This is a genomic window from Williamsia sp. Y712, from assembly GCF_059445525.1.
Genome location: NZ_JCAIUN010000001.1, coordinates 1,622,354 through 1,640,531 on the forward strand (window position 1 = coordinate 1,622,354; position 18,178 = coordinate 1,640,531).

At 61.9% G+C, this 18,178-nt stretch carries 12 protein-coding genes; 5 read left to right on the top strand and 7 right to left on the bottom strand.

Annotation, left to right across the window (positions count from 1 at the left end; all coding sequences use genetic code 11):
* Nucleotides 1-69: 69 nt before the first annotated feature.
* The 3 genes from AC1D75_RS07650 to AC1D75_RS07660 all read right to left on the bottom strand — a co-directional run bounded on the left by AC1D75_RS07650 (nt 70) and on the right by AC1D75_RS07660 (nt 4,675).
* Nucleotides 70-900, bottom strand: a complete 831-nt coding sequence (locus AC1D75_RS07650) for a hypothetical protein (RefSeq protein WP_495514675.1) — start codon at nt 898-900, stop codon at nt 70-72.
* 158 nt (nt 901-1,058) lie between these two features.
* The gene (locus AC1D75_RS07655) at nt 1,059-2,933 is read right to left on the bottom strand and encodes an ABC transporter ATP-binding protein (protein WP_495514676.1); all 1,875 of its coding nucleotides are present in this window, start codon (nt 2,931-2,933) and stop codon (nt 1,059-1,061) included.
* Nucleotides 2,930-4,675 carry an ABC transporter ATP-binding protein gene (locus tag AC1D75_RS07660; RefSeq protein WP_495514677.1) on the bottom strand — a complete coding sequence of 582 codons (1,746 nt, stop codon included), beginning with the start codon at nt 4,673-4,675 and terminating at the stop codon, nt 2,930-2,932. Before AC1D75_RS07660 ends, AC1D75_RS07655 begins: the two co-directional genes overlap by 4 nt.
* 1,873 nt (nt 4,676-6,548) lie before the next feature.
* On the opposite strand from AC1D75_RS07660, the gene AC1D75_RS07665 reads away from it, so the two are divergent.
* Nucleotides 6,549-7,589: an alpha/beta hydrolase gene (locus tag AC1D75_RS07665; RefSeq protein WP_495514678.1), complete on the top strand. Its 1,041-nt coding sequence runs from the start codon at nt 6,549-6,551 to the stop codon at nt 7,587-7,589.
* 57 nt (nt 7,590-7,646) lie between these two features.
* Here the strand turns inward: AC1D75_RS07665 and AC1D75_RS07670 are convergent, their stop codons facing one another.
* Both AC1D75_RS07670 and AC1D75_RS07675 read right to left on the bottom strand, forming a co-directional pair.
* Entirely contained in the window at nt 7,647-8,582 is a 936-nt protein-coding gene (locus AC1D75_RS07670; protein WP_495514679.1) for a 1,4-dihydroxy-2-naphthoyl-CoA synthase, read from the bottom strand.
* A 36-nt stretch (nt 8,583-8,618) separates the two neighbouring features.
* Entirely contained in the window at nt 8,619-9,602 is a 984-nt protein-coding gene (locus tag AC1D75_RS07675; RefSeq protein ID WP_495514680.1) for a GGDEF domain-containing protein, read from the bottom strand.
* A 194-nt stretch (nt 9,603-9,796) separates the two neighbouring features.
* On the opposite strand from AC1D75_RS07675, the gene AC1D75_RS07680 reads away from it, so the two are divergent.
* From AC1D75_RS07680 to AC1D75_RS07695, 4 genes are all read left to right on the top strand, one after another.
* Nucleotides 9,797-10,468 carry a PaaI family thioesterase gene (locus tag AC1D75_RS07680; protein WP_495514681.1) on the top strand — a complete coding sequence of 224 codons (672 nt, stop codon included), beginning with the start codon at nt 9,797-9,799 and terminating at the stop codon, nt 10,466-10,468.
* Between the two features lie 222 nt (nt 10,469-10,690).
* Nucleotides 10,691-11,689, top strand: coding sequence for a DUF6492 family protein (locus AC1D75_RS07685; protein ID WP_495514682.1), 999 nt, complete (start codon nt 10,691-10,693; stop codon nt 11,687-11,689).
* Nucleotides 11,690-12,068: 379 nt separating this feature from the next.
* A complete protein-coding gene (locus AC1D75_RS07690; protein WP_495514683.1) occupies nt 12,069-13,142 on the top strand; it encodes an enoyl-CoA hydratase/isomerase family protein in 1,074 nt (357 codons plus the stop codon).
* Nucleotides 13,139-13,915, top strand: a complete 777-nt coding sequence (locus AC1D75_RS07695; protein WP_495514684.1) for an enoyl-CoA hydratase — start codon at nt 13,139-13,141, stop codon at nt 13,913-13,915. Before AC1D75_RS07690 ends, AC1D75_RS07695 begins: the two co-directional genes overlap by 4 nt.
* Before the next feature lie 63 nt (nt 13,916-13,978).
* Here the strand turns inward: AC1D75_RS07695 and AC1D75_RS07700 are convergent, their stop codons facing one another.
* Entirely contained in the window at nt 13,979-15,373 is a 1,395-nt protein-coding gene (locus AC1D75_RS07700; RefSeq protein ID WP_495514685.1) for a cytochrome P450, read from the bottom strand.
* An 88-nt stretch (nt 15,374-15,461) separates the two neighbouring features.
* Complete coding sequence (locus AC1D75_RS07705) at nt 15,462-18,104, bottom strand: helix-turn-helix transcriptional regulator (protein WP_495514686.1); 2,643 nt, start codon at nt 18,102-18,104, stop codon at nt 15,462-15,464.
* Between the last annotated feature and the right edge of the window lie 74 nt (nt 18,105-18,178).

Below are 18,178 nucleotides of genomic sequence, written 5' to 3' on the forward strand. Positions count from 1 at the left end.
CTCAGTTTTCTCACGCTCGCGAGGTCTGCAGGCCGCGCGAGCGTGAGAACGGTGAGCGACCAGGCACCTCTATCCCCATCCGGCGCAGGCGATCTTCTCGGCGATGACCACGTCGGTGGCAGTCTGACCGGGCTTCATCGATCCACCACCGTATTTCATCAGGCCGTCGAACTCGCCGACGAGCCGTCCGTCCCAGTCGAAGTCGGTGCGGGCGACGAATCTTCCGTCCGCAGAGTAGAAACGGTGCTGCAGGCGGGGCGCGGGAATGTCGGGGCACGCAAGCATCTGGGCGCGACTCCACGACTCGCCGACGCTCTCCGCCAAGGGATTCGCACAGGCGAGAGCGCGCGGGGCGCCTCCGACACCGCGTTTACCGCGTCGGCCGTCGATCAAAGTGGTGAGCCGCTCGCGGTCGGCGTCGAGCCGCAGTGCGCCGTCGAATGCGGCCAAACCCTGCGCGAACGTTCCCGCCTGAGCGGTATCGACAGCAGTACGTTCGATTGTGGTAACTGCCAGGCCATCGGCTTCGGTGAGGTCGCCGGGCAGTAATAGTCCCGAGTGCACGTGCCGTCGGGGTTCGATACGTCCTCCACCGTCGCGCCCGTTGGTCAGATGCACTCTGTCGTACGAAGATTGCAGCAACGGCAGGCGATGTAGCAGGGCGGCGGATTGGTGCGAAACAGCCATGGCCTCGCCGCAACTGCGTACCGCGGCGACGACACGCAGGCGTGCCAGCCCGTCCGGCGTGAATCGGTGAACGGTCGATACGTACACACCCGGCCAGATGCGGCGCAGTTGTCCGCTGTGTACTGCGCGCTTGATCTCCTGGTCGCTATGCCCCTGCGCTGTTGCCGTCGAGCGCCAGATCAGCCCATCGTTGTCCTCGGTGAAATCCCCCATGCGATGATCATGGGGATCTGCTTCGACGGCCGCTGGGTGGGTGAGCCCAGTTCCGCTCGACCTGTGGATGAGCCTGGAAATTGGGGACAACTGACCTTGCTCACTGTTCTCACTCACGCTCGCTCTGCAGGCCGAGCGAGCGTGAGAAAAGCGAGCGGCTACTCGAACTGGGATTTGTACATGATGGCGTAGCGGCCGCCATGATTGAGGAGTTCGGTGTGGGTGCCTTGTTCGGTCACCACACCGTGCTCGACGACGGCAATGCTGTCCGCTTCGCGGATGGTTGAGAGGCGATGTGCGACAACGATTGTGGTGGTGCGATCCTGCAGGGTCTCCAATGCGCGGGCGATGAGGAGTTCGGTGCGGGAGTCGACGGCGCTGGTGGCCTCGTCGAGCACCAGGACCCGCGGCGCTGCGATCATGGCGCGGGCGATGGTGATCAGCTGGAGTTGGCCCTCGCTCAGCGTGGCGCCGCCGTCGCCGATGATGGTGTCGTATCCGTCAGGAAGGGTGTCGACGAATTGCGCGACGTGGCTGTCGCGGGCTGCCTGTTCGATGGCGGCGCGGGTGGCGTCGGGGCGTCCGAATGCAATGTTGTCGGCGATGGTTCCGGTGAACACCCAACGGTCCTGGGTGACGATGGCGGACTGGTTTCGAACGAATGACCGGGGCGCCTCCTCGAGCGGGCGGTCATCGAGTTTCACCGACCCGGATGACGGATCATAGAGGCGTAGAACAAGATTGGTGAGGGTGGTCTTTCCCGCTCCGGTCGGTCCCACGATCGCCACCGTGGCGCCGGCGTCGATGTGGAGCGAGAGGCCGTCGATGACGTCGACCGTCCGGTTCTCATCGTCCGATGACTTGCGATACCCGAACCGCACCGTGTCGAAATCGAGTGCCGGAGGTTCGGTATGGCGGCGGACGTGTTCTGGCATCACTTCGTCGATTGCGGGTGCATCCTCGGCGGGTTCTTCGAGCAGCGCCCGAATTCGGCCCAGCGACACCAACCCCGACTGGAGTTGACTCATCATGGCGGTCAGGTCGTTGAGGGGTTGACTGAACATCCGGGAAAACGAGACGAAGGCCTGAACCTGCCCGACATTGAGCGAACCTGCAAGGACCTGGAACGCTCCGACCACTGCGACGGTGAGATAGCTGAGTGTTGTGATCGCCTGCAGCACAGGGAGAATCGAGCCCGAATAGGACTGCGCGCTGCGGGACGATCGCGCCAGTTCGCCGGTGATCCCTTCGAAGTCTTCGCGGGCCCGTTCCTGCGCCCCGTAGACCCGCAGGGTGTGGAGCTGCGCATAGCTCTCGTCGATGTGCGTGGTGAGGTTGGTGGTCGCCTCCCACTGGTCCTGGAAATGGGGCCTTGCCCGTTTCGCGATCAGTACGCCGAACGTGACGATGAGTGGAATGGACGCCAGCACAACCAGGCTCAGCTGCCAAGAGATGATCGGCATCACGACCAGCAACGCGACCATCGTCAGCACTGCCCCCGGCAACTTCACGAACAGAGGGCTGAACACCGATGAGACGTTGTCGATGTCGGCGGTGACCCTGGTCAACATCTGTCCGCGTGCGGCGGTGTCGAAGTAGGCGACCGGCAGCCGATGGATGTGCTGCTCGATGTCGGCCCGCATCCGATTCATCGCACGCTGTGTGATGCTGTTGACCATCGATGCCTGGACCCAATTGCCCAGGGAGCCGACCGCATACACGACGACGAGAACCGCAAGCAGTTTCCACACGGTGTCGAAGGCGATACCCACGCCCGGCACGGCATCGGCACCTTGGACGACATCGGCGTAGTCGCCTCGACCCTCGGAGCGTAGCTGGGCGACGGCTTCGTCGGTGGTCAGACCGTCCGGAAGTGTCATACCGATTGCGCCGGAGAAGATCTGATTGATGATGCCGGCCAGGATCAGCGGGGCGGCGATGAGTGTCACGACATTGGTGAACGCGACCAGACCCACGATGATCAGCTTCGGTCGCTCGTGGGTAAGCCTGGCCAACAACCACTTCAGGTTCATCGCAGTGCCGCCTGTGAGTCGAGGATCTCGCGGTACACCGAGCTCTCCGCGGCCAGTTCGTCGTGGGTCCCTTGGGCATCGATACAACCGTCCGTCAGGACGACGATCGTGTCCGCGCCGCGCGCCGACGACACGCGTTGAGCGGTCAGGATGATGACTGCATCTGCAAGTTCCTGTCGGAGGCGATGTTTCACGATGCTCTCGATCTCGGGGTCCAGTGCAGAGAAGGGGTCGTCGAGCAACAGCAGGCGCGGTCTGGCGACGATGGCCTGTGCGAGCGCCAGACGCTGGCGCTGGCCCCCGGAGTAATTCTTGCCACCGTGCTGCACCCGCTGGTCGAGGCCGTCTTCGTGCGAGAACACGAAGTCGATCGCGCAGGCGACCTCCAGGGCCGACCGTAGTTCGTCGTCGCTCGCCTCTGGATTTCCCAGACGCAGATTCGATTCGAGGGTGCCCGACAGCAGGGTAGGCACCTGGGATACGTAGGAAATGTCTTCATAGAGCTCGGATCGATGGCGCAGACGTACATCGACGCCATCGATCAAGATCTGCCCGGAGGTGACGTCGCTGAACCGGGGGATGAGCCCCAGCAGTGTGCTCTTGCCGTCCCCGGTTCCCCCCAACACTGCGGTGAGGGTGCCCGGGCGGCATTCGAGGTTGATGTCACTCAGAACTGCATGCTGCGCACCGGGGTAGCGAAAGCCGACGTCCTCGAGCTTCACGTGACCCGTCCGTGAGACCGGGACCCGGCCGGCGATCGGATCTTTCACCGACGGCTCGGTGCTGAGCACCTCATGGATTCGGCGTGCGCTCACCTTCGCCTTGGGGAGCAGAGCAACCATGGCGGCGCCGATGGAGAGTCCGATGACGATCTGCGTGAGATACCCGACGAATGCGACGATCCCGCCGACTTGCATCGAATTGTTGTCGACCAGGATGGCTCCGACACCGATCACCGCGGCGGCGCCGATGTTGGCGATCAAGATGATGCTGGGCAACAGCAGGGCCTGCAGCGACCCGATTCTCCACGCGGTCTTCGTCAGATCGGTGTTGGCGGTCGCGAAGCGTGAGGTCTCGAGGTCTTCGCGGCCGAACGACCGGATGACGCGGATGCCGGTGAGCTGCTCGCGGAGCACACGTCCGACCCGATCGACGGAGCGCTGCAACTTCTCGTAGTGCGGGATGAGTTTGCGCACGATGACGATGACGATCGCTGTGAGTACCGCAGCGACGAGCACGATCAGAGGCGCCAGTCGGTAGTTCTCACTCAAGGCCATCACGGTTCCACCGATCACCAGGATCGGGGCGGTGGCGAGGATGGTCATCACGACGAAGACCATCATCTGTAGTTGATTGATGTCGTTGGTGCTGCGGGTGATGAGGGACGGGATGCCGAACCGATGGACATCGGTGTCGGCGAAACTCTGGACCCGCGCGTAGGTCTGGTTGCGGATGTCGCGACCGATGGTGGTCGAGATGTGTGAACCAAGGATTGTCGCCAGGACGGATACGGCGAGGTTGACGAATGCCAGCGCGAGCATGACGCCGCCGATGGCGCGGATCGCGTCCATATCGGCTTGGCCGATCCCGTCGTCGATGAGGCGCCCGCTGAGATTGGGCATCATCAGAGTTGTTCCTGCAGCAGTCACCTGCAAAAGAAGAAGGAGAAAAAGGGGACCGCGGAATGCCCTCACATGCGGCAGCAATACCGTCGTCAGAGCTCTGTCCGATTTTGTCTTCATGGGCACCACACGTCCCGCGGGCCCAGCAGCGCGGGGTAGGGAACTATGCAAGTAAACGCTTATTCGTTGAGGTCATTGAATTCCTTTTCGACGTCTATTCCCACGGCCGGCTCAATACCTTGGATAATGAACCCGGTTAACAATGCCATTCGCGCAGGGATTTGTCACCTTTCGTCAGAAAGGTTGTATTAGCGCCGATCGGCCGTGGTAAAACTCGAATTTCTAGATACTGTCGATCGCACGTCCCTGAGGTCCCATCAGGGCACCTCAGGGACGTGCAATCAAACCTTTCGGGCGGTGACTCTAGGGTGCAGTCGGGTCCGAGCTGGCTGCGCCGAGGAGGCCGCCGACGAAGGCGAGCAGCTGGGCGAACAGGTTCTCGATGTCCTGCGATGAAGCGAGCATGGTTTTCTCCCTTTGTTGTGATTACTTACTGCGACCCGTTGGCTTCGGTAACGATTCTGGAATCCCCGACCAGGCGAGTCGTGATCAGATTGACACATACGGATTGATCGCAGGGACATTTTGGAAAAGCTGCTGAATGAATTCCCAACTGCGCCCGATGAATTCGAATCTCCTTCTTTAGCGGAACAAAACCTTGCTCCCAATTGGATGATCGTCAAGTTCATTGAAAAGCTGTGTGACCGCCGACGTCTGGAGCTCTGAGACACAAAGTCATATTCTGATGGCGAAAACCCCTGGGTCGCAGCATCGGCGAGAACTGAATGCTTCGGCAATTGATTCGTGTCGAGGACTTCTCTCGAATTGTCCATCCGGCAAATAGAATTCGGCATCGCGAACGACGGGCATGGCGGTGTCTGCGGGATGGGCCGCGGTTCGAGCAAGTTGTCGGCTTGGGGTGCTGTCACGGGGGTTCGGCCTGTTCGGCGTCGTGTTGAACCCGTGCCCCTGCTCTGCCCCGTTATCGACTCGAGATCATCTGTCCGAAATGTGTGGTTTCGGGAGGCGACCGTCCGGATCCAGTTCCCGACACGTTGTTCGCCGGCCATGTGCAGATTTTCCCCTGCCAAATCGCTGCGGCCTGCTCTTGCGGTTGAACGGCGGTGTCAGTCGATCCGATTGAATTCTTGATGGAGAGTCGATGAGGAGCTGGACAAGCTGCCACGCGGCGGTAATCCCATGCCGGCAAACGGAATATCGCTGCGAATTGGTTGGAGGTCATCGACGGGTCGGTCTCGCCGATATCGACGGGTCTCGAAATCCTCCGTGCGGAGTTTGGTCGTTGGGAGCACTCACGGTGATGGGCCCAGAGCTGGCCACCGCCCTGCCGAAAAGCCAAACCCCCCGGGGTCCCCAATGGGAACCCGGGGGGCGGATCAGCTTGTGTTACTTATCTATTCGGCGGGAGGTGTCTCGCCACCGCCACCGAGGAGTCCCCCGATGATCGCGATGATTGCGCCGAGTCCGATTTCGGATGACAGGTCTGTCGATGCCATATGCTTTCTACCTTTCGTAGACTTCATTTGGTTGAACACGACTCGTCGAAGGGGGCTCGAGTTTTGAACTCCCCGACCAACTTGAGCCAACTTCACACTGCCAACGAATTTTGGATATGTCACGTGTTTTCCGTGGCTAATTTTTGAATTGTTTTGGAATATCGCATTGAGCTGGAATTAATATGGAAAATTAGTATTTGATTTGTGTCCGCAAATGTCGCGACTGGGCGGTTGGTGAGGCGCGGGTGACACCGTTCGGACGACGAGTGCATGGAGAGATTGCGATAGCAAATAGTGCAGGTCGTACGCTGCCGGACCGGCGCGCCGAACGGCTGGTTCGGCCGTCCCGGGGCCTGGTGTTCTTGTTTTACTTTCCCGCTCGGCCGATTTCCGGCTAATGTCGCCTCGTGACCCGAATGAGTACAGGAAAGACCCGCCGGTATGCGCGCGTAGCGCTGACCGCGGCAGTGACCTCGGTGATGGCTGCCACCACACTGCTGGTGACGTCGCCGGCCACCGCTGAAGACCTGCCGCAGATCGGTATCGAATCGCCCGGTGGATCGAAGCTGGTGGGTGTGACCCCGACCGGCCCCAAGAATCTTGATCTACTCGTCTATTCGGCGTCGATGGACAGGAACATTCCGATCTCGGTCATCTTGCCGAAGGATCGGTCGGTGCCGCGGCCCACGCTGTACTTGATGAACGGCGCCGGTGGCGGTGAGGATTCTGCGACCTGGCAGGCCAGGACCGACATCAACGGGTTCTTTGCCGACAAGAACGTCAACGTGGTGACACCGAACGCGGGTGCTTTCAGTTACTACACCGACTGGCAGCAGGATGACCCGGTGCTCGGCCGCAACAAGTGGTCGACGTTCTTGGGCAACGAATTGCCGCCGATCATCAATGAAGCTCTCAAAACCTCGGGCCTCAACTCCATTGCCGGTATCTCGTCGTCCGCGACCTCGGTGCTGAACCTGGCGATCGAGCATCCGGGACTCTACAAGTCGGTCGGCTCGTACAGCGGCTGTGCGTCGACGTCGAGTGATCTCGGCCAGATGTACATCCGGATCACGGTCGATGCACGCGGCGGCGGCGACCCGACCAACATGTGGGGGCCGCTCGACGGACCGGGCTGGGCGGCCAACGACCCCATCCTCAACGCTGAGAAACTTCGCGGTGTGAAGCTCTACATCTCGAACGGCACCGGCCTGCCCGGAAAGTACGAGACCTTGGCGCGGGCCGATGGTGATCCGTCGACCTTGGCGGACCAGGTCATCGTCGGTGGTGGCATCGAAGCCGCGACCGGTGTGTGCACCGCGATGCTGGTTGATCGTCTGAACCAGCTGAAGATCCCGGCCACCTACGACTTCCCGCTGACCGGAACCCACTCGTGGGGCTACTGGGAAGACCAGCTGGATCTCTCATGGCCGACGCTGGCAGGCCCGATCGGCGCCTGACCCCACTCGGCAACACAAAAAAGGCCCCACCATCCGGTGGGGCCTTTTTGTTGGGTCCTAGTAGTAGAACGGATAGTCGTCCCAGTTCGGATCGCGCTTCTCCAGGAAGGCATCTCGGCCTTCGACGGCCTCGTCGGTCATGTAAGCCAGCCGGGTGGCCTCGCCTGCGAAGACCTGTTGTCCCATCAAACCGTCATCGGTGAGGTTGAACGCGAACTTCAGCATGCGCTGGGCGGTGGGGGATTTCCCGTTGATGGTCTTGCCCCATTCGATGGCCGTCGCCTCGAGTTCGGCGTGATCGACCACTTCGTTGACGGCACCCATCCGCTGCATCGATTCAGCGTCGTAGGCGCGGCCGAGGAAGAAGATCTCGCGGGCGTTCTTCTGACCGACCTGCTTCGCGAGGTAGGCGCTGCCGTATCCGGCGTCGAATGAACCCACATCGGCGTCGGTCTGCTTGAAACGGGCGTGTTGGCGCGAGGCCAGGGTGAGGTCGCAGACAACGTGCAGCGAGTGGCCACCTCCGGCTGCCCAGCCGTTGACAAGCGCGATCACCACTTTGGGCATGGTCCGGATCAGGCGCTGCACCTCGAGGATGTGCAGCCGGCCGCCCTCGGCCTTGACCCGGGCCGAATCGACGGTGTCGGAGGTGTCGCCGCCCGCGTACTGGTAGCCCGACCGGCCACGGATGCGCTGGTCGCCGCCACTGCAAAACGCCCAGCCGCCATCCTTTTCGCTCGGGCCGTTGCCGGTAAGCAGGACCACTCCCACGTCGGGGCTCCGACGCGCGTGATCGAGGACGCGATAGAGCTCATCGACAGAGTGGGGGCGAAAGGCGTTGCGCACCTCGGGGCGATCGAATGCGATCCGCACGATGCCATGTGCGCGACCCTCGCCGACGTGACGGTGATAGGTGATGTCGGTGAGGTTGTCGAAACCTTCAACCGATTTCCACTGCGTTGGATCAAAGGGCTGATCTGTTGAGGCGCTCATGGGTTCTGAGCGTAGTGGCAGAATTTCACACCCTGGTCAGGAGGTCTGCTCGAGCTCTCCCGGACCTTTGGCGCGTTTGGCCCGGTAGAGGTCGGCGTCGGCCTCGGCAAGCAATTGGGCGATGGTGACGGTCGCGGCAGGTCCGAAGGCGGCGCCGAAACTGGTGTCGATGTGTTGTGAGCGGATCCGGGTGAGCACGTCATCGGATCGTGCGCCGGACGTGCCTTCTATGCAGATCGCGAACTCGTCGCCGCCGAGTCGGGCGAAGACGGCATCTTCGGGAATCGACGACCGTAGCTGTCGGGCGAAGTCGATCAGGTGTTGGTCTCCTGCCTGATGCCCGAACGCGTCGTTGATGGCTTTGAAGTTGTCCACGTCGAGCGCGGCGATGCTCAGTGTCGTCTGTGCCGAACGTGCGCGAGCGAGTTGGTGGGCGGTCGCAATCTCCCAGCCGGCCCGATTCGGCAGTCCGGTCAGTGGGTCGGTGCAGGCAATGGTGACGAGTGCGCGCGTCACCAGCCCGAACGATTCGGCCGCGCCCACTATGGCGAGCACAAATGCGAAGTAGGTGAGGGGTGAGGCCGATACCGACACCGCCAGCGCGAGCACGGTTGATGCGGTCAGGATGGCAATGAGTACGCGTGCGAGGGCGAGTCGCAAGAACGCGATCATGTACATCGACAAGAACATGGCCGCCACCAGACAGACGAACGGGGCGCCGGCGAGCACGTGGAACGCGATCACTGCAGGGGTTGCGATCATCGCGGCGACGATTGCCGGAAGCAGATTGGCCGGCCGGCGCCGCAGATAGATCAAACCGAATACGCCCATGATCACCGCGACGATGGCTCCCGCGGGGTTGGCGACCTCGACTCTCCTGATCGGCACCGGGAACAGGATGGCGAGAAGGCCGATGGTGTACAGGAATGTCGTTGCTGCCAAATAGATGCGAAGGGCCCGCAGCTGTAACTGCCGCACAATCTGGGTCGTGGTGCCGGATACCAGGCTGAATCGGTTCACGCCGTACTCATGCTCCTCGGATCGGGCTGGGTTCGACGCCGATATCAGTAGTATCGCTCAGTAACTGAGTACGTGCTGCGCAAAGGTCATTCGTTGTCCCGACGGGGATCCGGAACGGCACGGAATTCGCGCGTCGCCTGATCGAATCGGTGCCACGTCGCGCGAGTTCGACCCCGGTCGATACTGTCGTAGCCATGACCCAGGGAAACCCACTCGAAGAGACCGCCGTGACCTTTGGGAACGACGCCCCTCTGGAAGAGCGTCATGAGGGTGGATTTCGCCCGAAGTTCGACCTCGACCTGACCCGCGGTGGTCCGCGATATGGGGAGTTCATCGAGCAGGTTCGTACGTTCATGGACCGGGTGAAAGCGGCTTGTCCGCCTGACGATCTCGTCGATGAGCTGATCGACGAACTGAAGGTGATGAACGACCGGCTGGACGCCGTGGCCATTGACGAGTGGCGTGCACCTTCGGGTGGGCGCATCGATCTGCCGGCGCGGGGCAACATCACGCTGCCGCCCTATGAGGTCGATGAGGCCACGGCCGAGAACGTGAGAGCGCGGGTCACGTTCCGGCGCTATCACCTCGGTGGGAACAATGCTGCCCACGGTGGCCAGGTCGCGGTGGCCTTTGACGATCTATTGGGTATGTCCGGCGCGCTCGGATCCGGTGGGATCACCCGGACCGCATATCTGACGGTGAGCTACCGCGCCATCACCCCGCTGGGGAAAGAGCTCGTGATGAGGTCGTGGGTCGACCGCATCGAAGGGCGGAAGGTGTTCCTCAAGGGCAGCCTTCACGACGGCGACACCCTGTGCGCCGAGGCCGACGGACTGTTCATCAAACTCAACCCCGGTCAGCCGTAACCCGTTGGTGTGGCTTGTTTGGGTGACATGTGGTCGGGTTGATCGCGACCGGTAGTCCAAACAGATTCAGTTTCTTTTTCAGGTTCTTCTCGCACGTGAATTGTCGGATACTCGACGTGTGGTCGGCAACAAGGCGCCTCGATTCGTTGGCCACCAACGGATTTGCAACCTTCGTCCGACCGGTGCGGATTTGTTCCTGAGAACGAGAGAGCTGGATTTCGTATGGCCACGATGATGGTCCTCACTCCTAGTTATCGGCCAGACTTCGACGCCTTCGTCGATCTTCACTCCAGTGTGGTGAAGCATGCGGCGACCGATGTCGTCCACCGCGTTGTGGTTCCAGACCGTGACCTCCGGCTTTTTCGGGGCATCGAGTCGAATCGGCTGGATGTACGGGCAGTGAGTTCGTATCTCCCGGAGTCGTTCCTGTCGACCTACTCCCTGGCGAGAATGCTGCAGTCACAAGACTGGATGCCCCACGCGGTGAGGACCATCCAGGCAGTCAATGTGCGACACCCCTGGCCACTGATTCGGGGCTGGTTGCTCCAGCAGATCGTGAAATTGGCAGCGATTGCTGATGCAGAGACCGACGTCGTACTCACCGTTGATTCAGACGTAGCGATGATCCGGTCGTTCGGACCGAACGACTTCGTCGAGAATAATGTGGTTCGGTTCTATCGTCTGCCAGGTGGGATCGGCCCCAACCTCGGTCGGCACGTCAAGTGGCACTCGGTGGCCTCGAGCCTTCTCGATCTACCGCCGGGCACAGTTGATGCAACCACTGACTACGTGGCGGGCCTTGTGGCGTGGGACCCGGCGATCGTTCGATCCATGACCGAGCGAATCGGCAGTGTAACGGGGTGCGAGTGGCGGGAGGCGATCGGTCACCGCCTGCACTTTTCCGAGTGCATCCTCTATGGCGCATTCGTAGACGGGCTGGCCACCGATCACGATCGTTCGTTCGCCTCTGCAGAGTCGCTCTGCCGGGCGCATTGGGATCCGGTGCCGCTTGACCGTGCCGGCGCCGACCGGTTCGTGGACTCGATCGAACTCGGTGATTTGGCCATTCAGATCCAGTCGACATCCAGAACGCCTGAACACATCCGCCGATACATCATCGACGCCGCCGAATCCATCGCGTCTTCAACCGGAGACGGCCTACCAACGTCGGCGGCGCCGCAGCGCGTAGACGGCAATCCCCACGCCGACAACACTGAGTAGATCTGACTCGGTCAAGCCATTCGTTGAGGTGAAGGAAAGGAGCACTGCTCCTTCGATCGGCCCGTTGAAGAGGATCCACAGCACTGATACCCCGATGAGGGTGAACGCTGCGGGACGGCTCGGCTTGGCCAGAGTCCACGCCCCGCAGACGAACAACAAAATCAGCAGCACGAGGCCGTGAAAGAACGCGGGCGTAATGGGCATCCGTGCAGTATCTCAATGACGCCTGAGGGAACGCTGATTCATGTAAGTGATTCGTGACACCTCACCTGGGTGCCGGGAGTTGTCTCGCCGCGTTGGCATCTTCAGGGTCTCTGGACTGGCGTTACTAGGATATGCAAGTATTGTGAGCGCCGTCGCAGTCGATCATTGGAGTGTCATGTCAGACGAGAGCACCGTCCTGGTCCGGACGGAAGGCCGCATTGGCCGGATCACCTTGAACCGCCCCAAGGCCATCAATGCCATCACCCACGAAATGGTGCTTGAAATCGATGCTGCTCTCCGCAAGTGGGCAGATGACGACACTGTCGAAGCGGTGGTCCTCGATGGCGCCGGTGAGCGGGGTCTGTGCGCGGGCGGCGATATCGTTGCCATCCACCGCGACGCCTTGCAGTCCGCCACCCTTGACGACGCGGTCGCGTCTCCCTCGGGCAAGTTCTGGTACGACGAGTACATCCTGAACGCCTACATCTCGCACTATCCGAAGCCCTACATCGCCCTGATGGACGGCATCGTCATGGGCGGCGGAGTCGGGATCTCGGCGCACGGCAACACCCGGATCGTCACCGACCGCACCAAGATGGCAATGCCCGAGGTCGGCATCGGTTTTGCTCCCGACGTGGGTGGCACCTACCTGCTGGCGAAGGCTCCGGGCGAACTCGGTACCTACCTCGCGCTGACCGCTGCGCAGATCAATGGCGCCGATGCCATCGCCATCGGATTCGCCGACCACTATCTGCCGTCGGAGAAGATCGCCGACTTCATCTCAGCGCTGACACACCGGCCGGTCGATGAGGTCATCGGCGAGTTCTGCATCGCTCCGCCGGCGTCGGGTCTGCTCTCCAAGAGGCGCTGGATCGACGATGCCTTTGCGGCCGATACCGCGGTCGGGATCGTCGAGCGTCTGCGTGGCCACGACGAGTCCGATGCCCACGACACCGCCAATGTGGTTGCGGCGAAGTCTCCCACGTCGGTCGAGGTGACCGTGCGATCGCTGCGTGAGATCATCGCCGACACGACCTTGGAGACCGTGCTGGTCACCGAGTACAGGGTGTCGATTCACTTCCTCACCCATCACGACCTCGCCGAAGGCATTCGCGCACAGGTCATCGACAAGGACCGGTCACCCAAGTGGTCACCGCCAAGCCTCACCGCTGTGGACAAGGCCGACATCGACGCCTTCTTCGCCCCGGTACCCAAAGAACTCGAACTGACGAACGGAAACCAGGCATGAGCGACTACGAAACGATCCTCACCGAGCAGCGCGGCCGGGTGGGAATCATCACCCTGAATCGCCCGAAGGCTCTGAACGCCTTGAATTCTCAACTGATGAACGAAGTCGTCTCTGCGGCACAGGCGTACGACGCCGATCAGACCGTCGGCGCCATCCTGATCACCGGTTCCGAACGCGCGTTCGCCGCCGGCGCCGACATCAAAGAGATGGCCGACAAGTCCTACGTGGACATGCTGGCAGTAGATTTCTTCAGTGCCTGGGATGGCCTGGTCAACGTTCGGACACCGGTCGTTGCGGCCGTGGCCGGGTTTGCCCTCGGCGGTGGGTGCGAGCTGGCGATGATGTGCGACATCATCATTGCCGCCGAGAACGCGGTCTTCGGTCAGCCGGAGATCAACCTGGGTGTTATCCCGGGAATCGGTGGCTCGCAACGACTCACCCGCGCGATCGGCAAGGCCAAGGCCATGGACATGGTCTTGACCGGCCGCCGGATGAAGGTCGATGAGGCAGAGCGGGCCGGCCTGGTCTCCCGCGTGGTGCCCACCGAGTCGTACCTCGACGACGCACTCGCGGTCGCCAACACGATCGCCGAACTGTCGCTGCCCATCACGATCCTGGCCAAGCAGGCGGTGAACCGGTCACAGGAGATCGGCCTCAGCGAAGGAATCCTGTTCGAGCGCAGGGTCTTCCACTCGACGTTCGCCACCGAGGACCAGTCCGAGGGCATGGCCGCGTTTGTGGAGAAGCGCGACGCGAAGTTCAACCACCGCTGATCGCGCACACCGCATAGACGCTCGTCCTTCTCGCGCCCGCGCAGTTTGCAGACTGCGCGGGCGTCAGTGTTCTGAGGGGTTGTCGCTTTGGTTGCGGTCGGACACCCGGGCGCGGATCGGACCCTTCGGGACCATGGTGAACGGAAGTGCAACGGGGAACTCATCATCAAGGGCCTCGATGCGATGCCGACCGATGATCGTGGCCAACGCCAGGGTGGCTTCGAGCATCGCGAAGTGAGATCCGATGCAGCCACGTGGTCCCCCGCCGAAAGGTAGGTACTGCCACCGGTCGCGGTCGTTGAAGTTCTCGGGAGCGAACCGATCGGGGTTGAACTCCAAAGGACTATCCCAAATCGACGGATCACGGTGCATCGCATAGATTCCCGCAACCAACCACGCACCTGCTTCGACCCGAAAACCGTCCACGTCGACATCGGCGACCGCGCGACGACCTATGGCCGGCGCCGGTGGGCACAGCCTGAGTGCCTCATGCAGCACTTGAACCGCGTAAGACAAACGAGGCAGATCTTCGGGCGTCAACCTGCGTTCGCCGAGCTGGGCGGTTTCAGCCGCGAGCCGGTCCTGGATATCAGGATGGCGGCCGATCGCCCACAACGCGTACGTCAGAGTTGTCGATGTGGTGTCGTGACCAGCGATCATGAAGACTATTAGCTCGCTGCGTATTTGGCTGTCAGAAAGCGATTTTGAGGTGTCAGGGTCTTTGGCGTCAATCAATGCACGAACCAGTGGGGCGTCCTTCGTGGGATCGATACGGCATTCGTCGAGGATCGTCTGAGCACGGTTGTGCATCGCCGTCGCAGCTGTCCGAGCACGTCGTCGTGCGGGAGTGGGCAGCCAATTCGGAGCTCGGACCGGCTGTGTGCCCCGGCCCGTCACGTACTTCAGAGCGATGTTCATCGCGGCGGCGACCTCGTCGACGTGTTCGTCGAGGTCGAGTCCGAGTACCGATCGTCCCAGTACCCGCAATGTGAGGGAATGACACAGCTCATCGAGGTCGATGATGTCGACACCGTCAAAGTCCTCGAAGCAGGACTCGGCGGCTTCGGCCATATTGTCGGCATATCGGGCGACATGATTCTTGGTGAATACCCGCTGCATCGCGCGCCGCCGTGGCAACCATTTGTCGTGCTCGACATTGAAGAGGTTGTCGCCGAGCAGCCGCTGCTGTTCTGTGAGGAACGGGAGAGCCTTGTCGACGAATGCGTGAGGCCGGTCGAGGACGTCGTGGATTGCCTGCGGCGAGGTGGCCACAACGAACTCGGGAAACATCCACGACGGAGCCAGTTTGTGGCGGGTGACCGGCCCGCCTGCATCGCGGAGGGTCTCCATCCCGGTGTGATAGTTCCGTACGGACTTGAGCCGTTGTAAATACGGCAAGGGGTTGCGCGGTGCGAGGGGGAGTTTGGCCACCTCGACGGGATCGACTGTTTCGACCATGATGCGACCGCCTGTTCCGGTGTCGGGTCGTCGGTTGGTTCTGCAATCGACTATTCAACGGTCTGGCCGGGGCGTCGCGAGTAGTCGACTACCTCAATCGGGCGCCGGTGAGGATCTCTGACAGTTCTTCCCGGCTGTTGACCCCCGCGCGCTGTGCTGCCCGGTACAGGTGGCCTTCGACGGATCGCACAGAGACGCTCAAACGCGTGGCGATCGCGCTGTTTGACAGGCCGGTTGCAGCCAACGTGATGATCTCGCACTGCCGCGCCGTGAAAGGTACGGCCGCTGTCGTCTGGAGCTGGGCCGGAGTCGCCGTGCGTCCGCATTCGGCGGCCAGGCGCCGCGACATCTCGGACGCCAGGAGTGCGGATCCACGCCGTTGCCGGTTGCTGAATATCCTCCCTGCCTGTGCTGCGGTATCCGCGGCGGCCACGCGGTCGCCCATCGTCTCGTAGTATCCGGCGACTGCCAACACTCCAGTCGCATCGTCGGTTGCCAGCGCAGCGGCATGACGTGCGGCGATGCGCGCGCGGGGTCCCTCCACTCGGGAGGCCAGGTCGTCAAGCCTGCTTGCCATTGTGAGACAACCGAATTGGGTCGCTGTCTGTAGTGCCAGAACCTCATAGGCCGGTTGATTGTGACGCCGTGCGAAATCGGCGGCTGTGACAGCCAACCCGATCGCTTGGCTGACCGCGCCCTCGGCGGCCTCGACCCAAGCCTGCACGAGTGCGCGGCCACTCTCCATGAACGTGTATTCGGCCGGCCAGATGTCCGACAGCACGCGGAGGGTCTTTTGAGCGTTGGCAGCTTCGCCGCTGACAGCTTGCGTCTCGGCGATCCAGAGGAGGCCGGCTGGATTGATGGCATCTGACGTGGCTGTGTAGGTGTCGTTTTCGATTCCCACCCGAGCGTCGAGGAGCTCGGTGGTCGCGGTCTGCACTCGTCCGGAGGCGAGTGCGGCGTGTCCACGAAGGTACGTCGCCAGGATGTAGGTGGTACCGCCGACGTCGCGCGCGATCTCCGTGAATCGGGAGGCTTCGTTGAGGCATTGGCTGATGTGGCCGGAGACGCGGCAGACTCGGGCGTGGATTGCTGCCAACCAGAATTGGAGTTGTGCTGTCTGCCATGAGGACTCGGATCTGGCGTAGCCTCGCGTCGTGTATTTGTTTGCGGTCTCGTACATTCCGAGTGCGCCGGCAGACATCACCATGGCGGAGGTTGCCATCATGAAAAAGAAGTCGCTTGTCTTCGGTTCCGAGATTGAATCTTCCGCATGCCGGATCGCGGCCTTGGGTGACGCCTGCACGGAGAGTATGCAGGCTCGGACAGCGGAGAGCTCCGATCTCACGTCCGATTCGAGCGAATCGGTATCGATGACATCAAGCAGTTCGGCCGCCGCGACAGGACGGGCGAGCATCCATGCGAGGTTCGCGGCGCGCAAGATGTTCCATCGGGGAAAGTTCGGATGGCAGGACTCGATCGCGCGCTCGTTGAAAGCTCGCTCAGCTGTGGGTCCCTGGCCTGCGACCACCAGTGTCATGAGATGTGGGTAGGCATCCTCTGGCGAGATGTCCAGTGCCAGAGCCGAGGTGGCGAATCGTGTGGCCAGACCGACGTCGAGCGACATCAGAGCAGTCTGTGACGCCTGGGCCAGGAGCGTGGGATCCGGCGGAAGGTCAGACTCGAGGACGAGTACCGCGCGGCGAAGCACAACGGATGGCTCTTGGCGCATACCGCGCGCAAGTGTGGCGGCGATCTCTGTTGCCAGGCGACGGCGTCGAAGCAGTCCGAGTTCGGCCCGGCGGACCTCTCCCAGTAACGGGTGGCCCAGTCCGACGGTGATCGCTCCCGTAGGTGAGGCGCGAGTGCTGATGGCGCCCAACGATTCCGCCAGTTCCAGCGTGGGATCGTCGACGAGTGAAGCCAATTCGGTTGTCGTCAGCGGTTCGCTGACGGCCAACAGGTCGACCAGATCCGACACCTCGGGTGGGAGATTGGTCATGTTGGCCCGAATGATCTCCGCCAATGTCGGAGTGATGGTCAGGTCACCGGACCAGAACCACAAACCGGAGGTGTTGGTGAAACGGCCCGCGGCGTACTCTTCGTCGACGAGCTGGCGCAGCAACAGGACGTTCCCGTCGCACAGCGTGTGCAACCGTTTGAGGCTTGTTGATTCGATCGGGCCGTCGAAAGCTCGCTCGAGCAACCGGCGGGTTTCTGCTCGGGACAGCGGTTGAAGTTCGAGGCGCGGCAGATGCCGGTCTTTCCACAGCGCGGCGATGGCATCAGGTGCAGGTTCCCCGGCGCGTATCGACACCAGCACATTGGCGAGTTTGCGGACCGTGAGCTCGTGGATCACGAACGCGGATTGATTGTCGAGGAGATGCGCGTCATCAACCGCCACGATCAGGGCTTTGGCGTCCGGTGAAGTCGTCAAATGGTCGAGAAGGCATCGAATCTGGCGAAGCGGTTGCGCGTCCACGTCGATATCGAGGTGCAGGTCGGAGAAGACGGCCAGTGGCACATCCCTCGACGACAACGTCGCGGACACCCGATAGCACCGGTGGCCCAGGCGGCTCGCCGCCGCGACGGCCTCGGTACACAGGCGGGTCTTGCCGACACCGGGCGCGCCACCGATGACGACGCCGTTACCCCCGCCGCGACGAGTGATCGCGGCAGTGGTGAGTTCTACTTCTTCTCGGCGTCCCGCGATCGGCCACTCGACGAACATGATCGACTCCCTCGATCACAATTCACGATGTCTGAAAGTTCTGTTCCGGTTTGGCTGCGACTGTCGCACCAACA

What these genes read in the sequence shown, in the direction of transcription:
- AC1D75_RS07650 (WP_495514675.1), bottom strand. Translation starts at nt 900, where the DNA reads ATGGGGGATTTCACCGAGGACAACGATGGGCTGATCTGGCGCTCGACG.
- AC1D75_RS07655 (WP_495514676.1), bottom strand. Translation starts at nt 2,933, where the DNA reads ATGAACCTGAAGTGGTTGTTGGCCAGGCTTACCCACGAGCGACCGAAG.
- AC1D75_RS07660 (WP_495514677.1), bottom strand. Translation starts at nt 4,675, where the DNA reads ATGAAGACAAAATCGGACAGAGCTCTGACGACGGTATTGCTGCCGCAT.
- AC1D75_RS07665 (WP_495514678.1), top strand. Translation starts at nt 6,549, where the DNA reads ATGAGTACAGGAAAGACCCGCCGGTATGCGCGCGTAGCGCTGACCGCG.
- AC1D75_RS07670 (WP_495514679.1), bottom strand. Translation starts at nt 8,582, where the DNA reads ATGAGCGCCTCAACAGATCAGCCCTTTGATCCAACGCAGTGGAAATCG.
- AC1D75_RS07680 (WP_495514681.1), top strand. Translation starts at nt 9,797, where the DNA reads ATGACCCAGGGAAACCCACTCGAAGAGACCGCCGTGACCTTTGGGAAC.
- AC1D75_RS07685 (WP_495514682.1), top strand. Translation starts at nt 10,691, where the DNA reads ATGGCCACGATGATGGTCCTCACTCCTAGTTATCGGCCAGACTTCGAC.
- AC1D75_RS07690 (WP_495514683.1), top strand. Translation starts at nt 12,069, where the DNA reads ATGTCAGACGAGAGCACCGTCCTGGTCCGGACGGAAGGCCGCATTGGC.
- AC1D75_RS07695 (WP_495514684.1), top strand. Translation starts at nt 13,139, where the DNA reads ATGAGCGACTACGAAACGATCCTCACCGAGCAGCGCGGCCGGGTGGGA.
- AC1D75_RS07700 (WP_495514685.1), bottom strand. Translation starts at nt 15,373, where the DNA reads ATGGTCGAAACAGTCGATCCCGTCGAGGTGGCCAAACTCCCCCTCGCA.
- AC1D75_RS07705 (WP_495514686.1), bottom strand. Translation starts at nt 18,104, where the DNA reads ATGTTCGTCGAGTGGCCGATCGCGGGACGCCGAGAAGAAGTAGAACTC.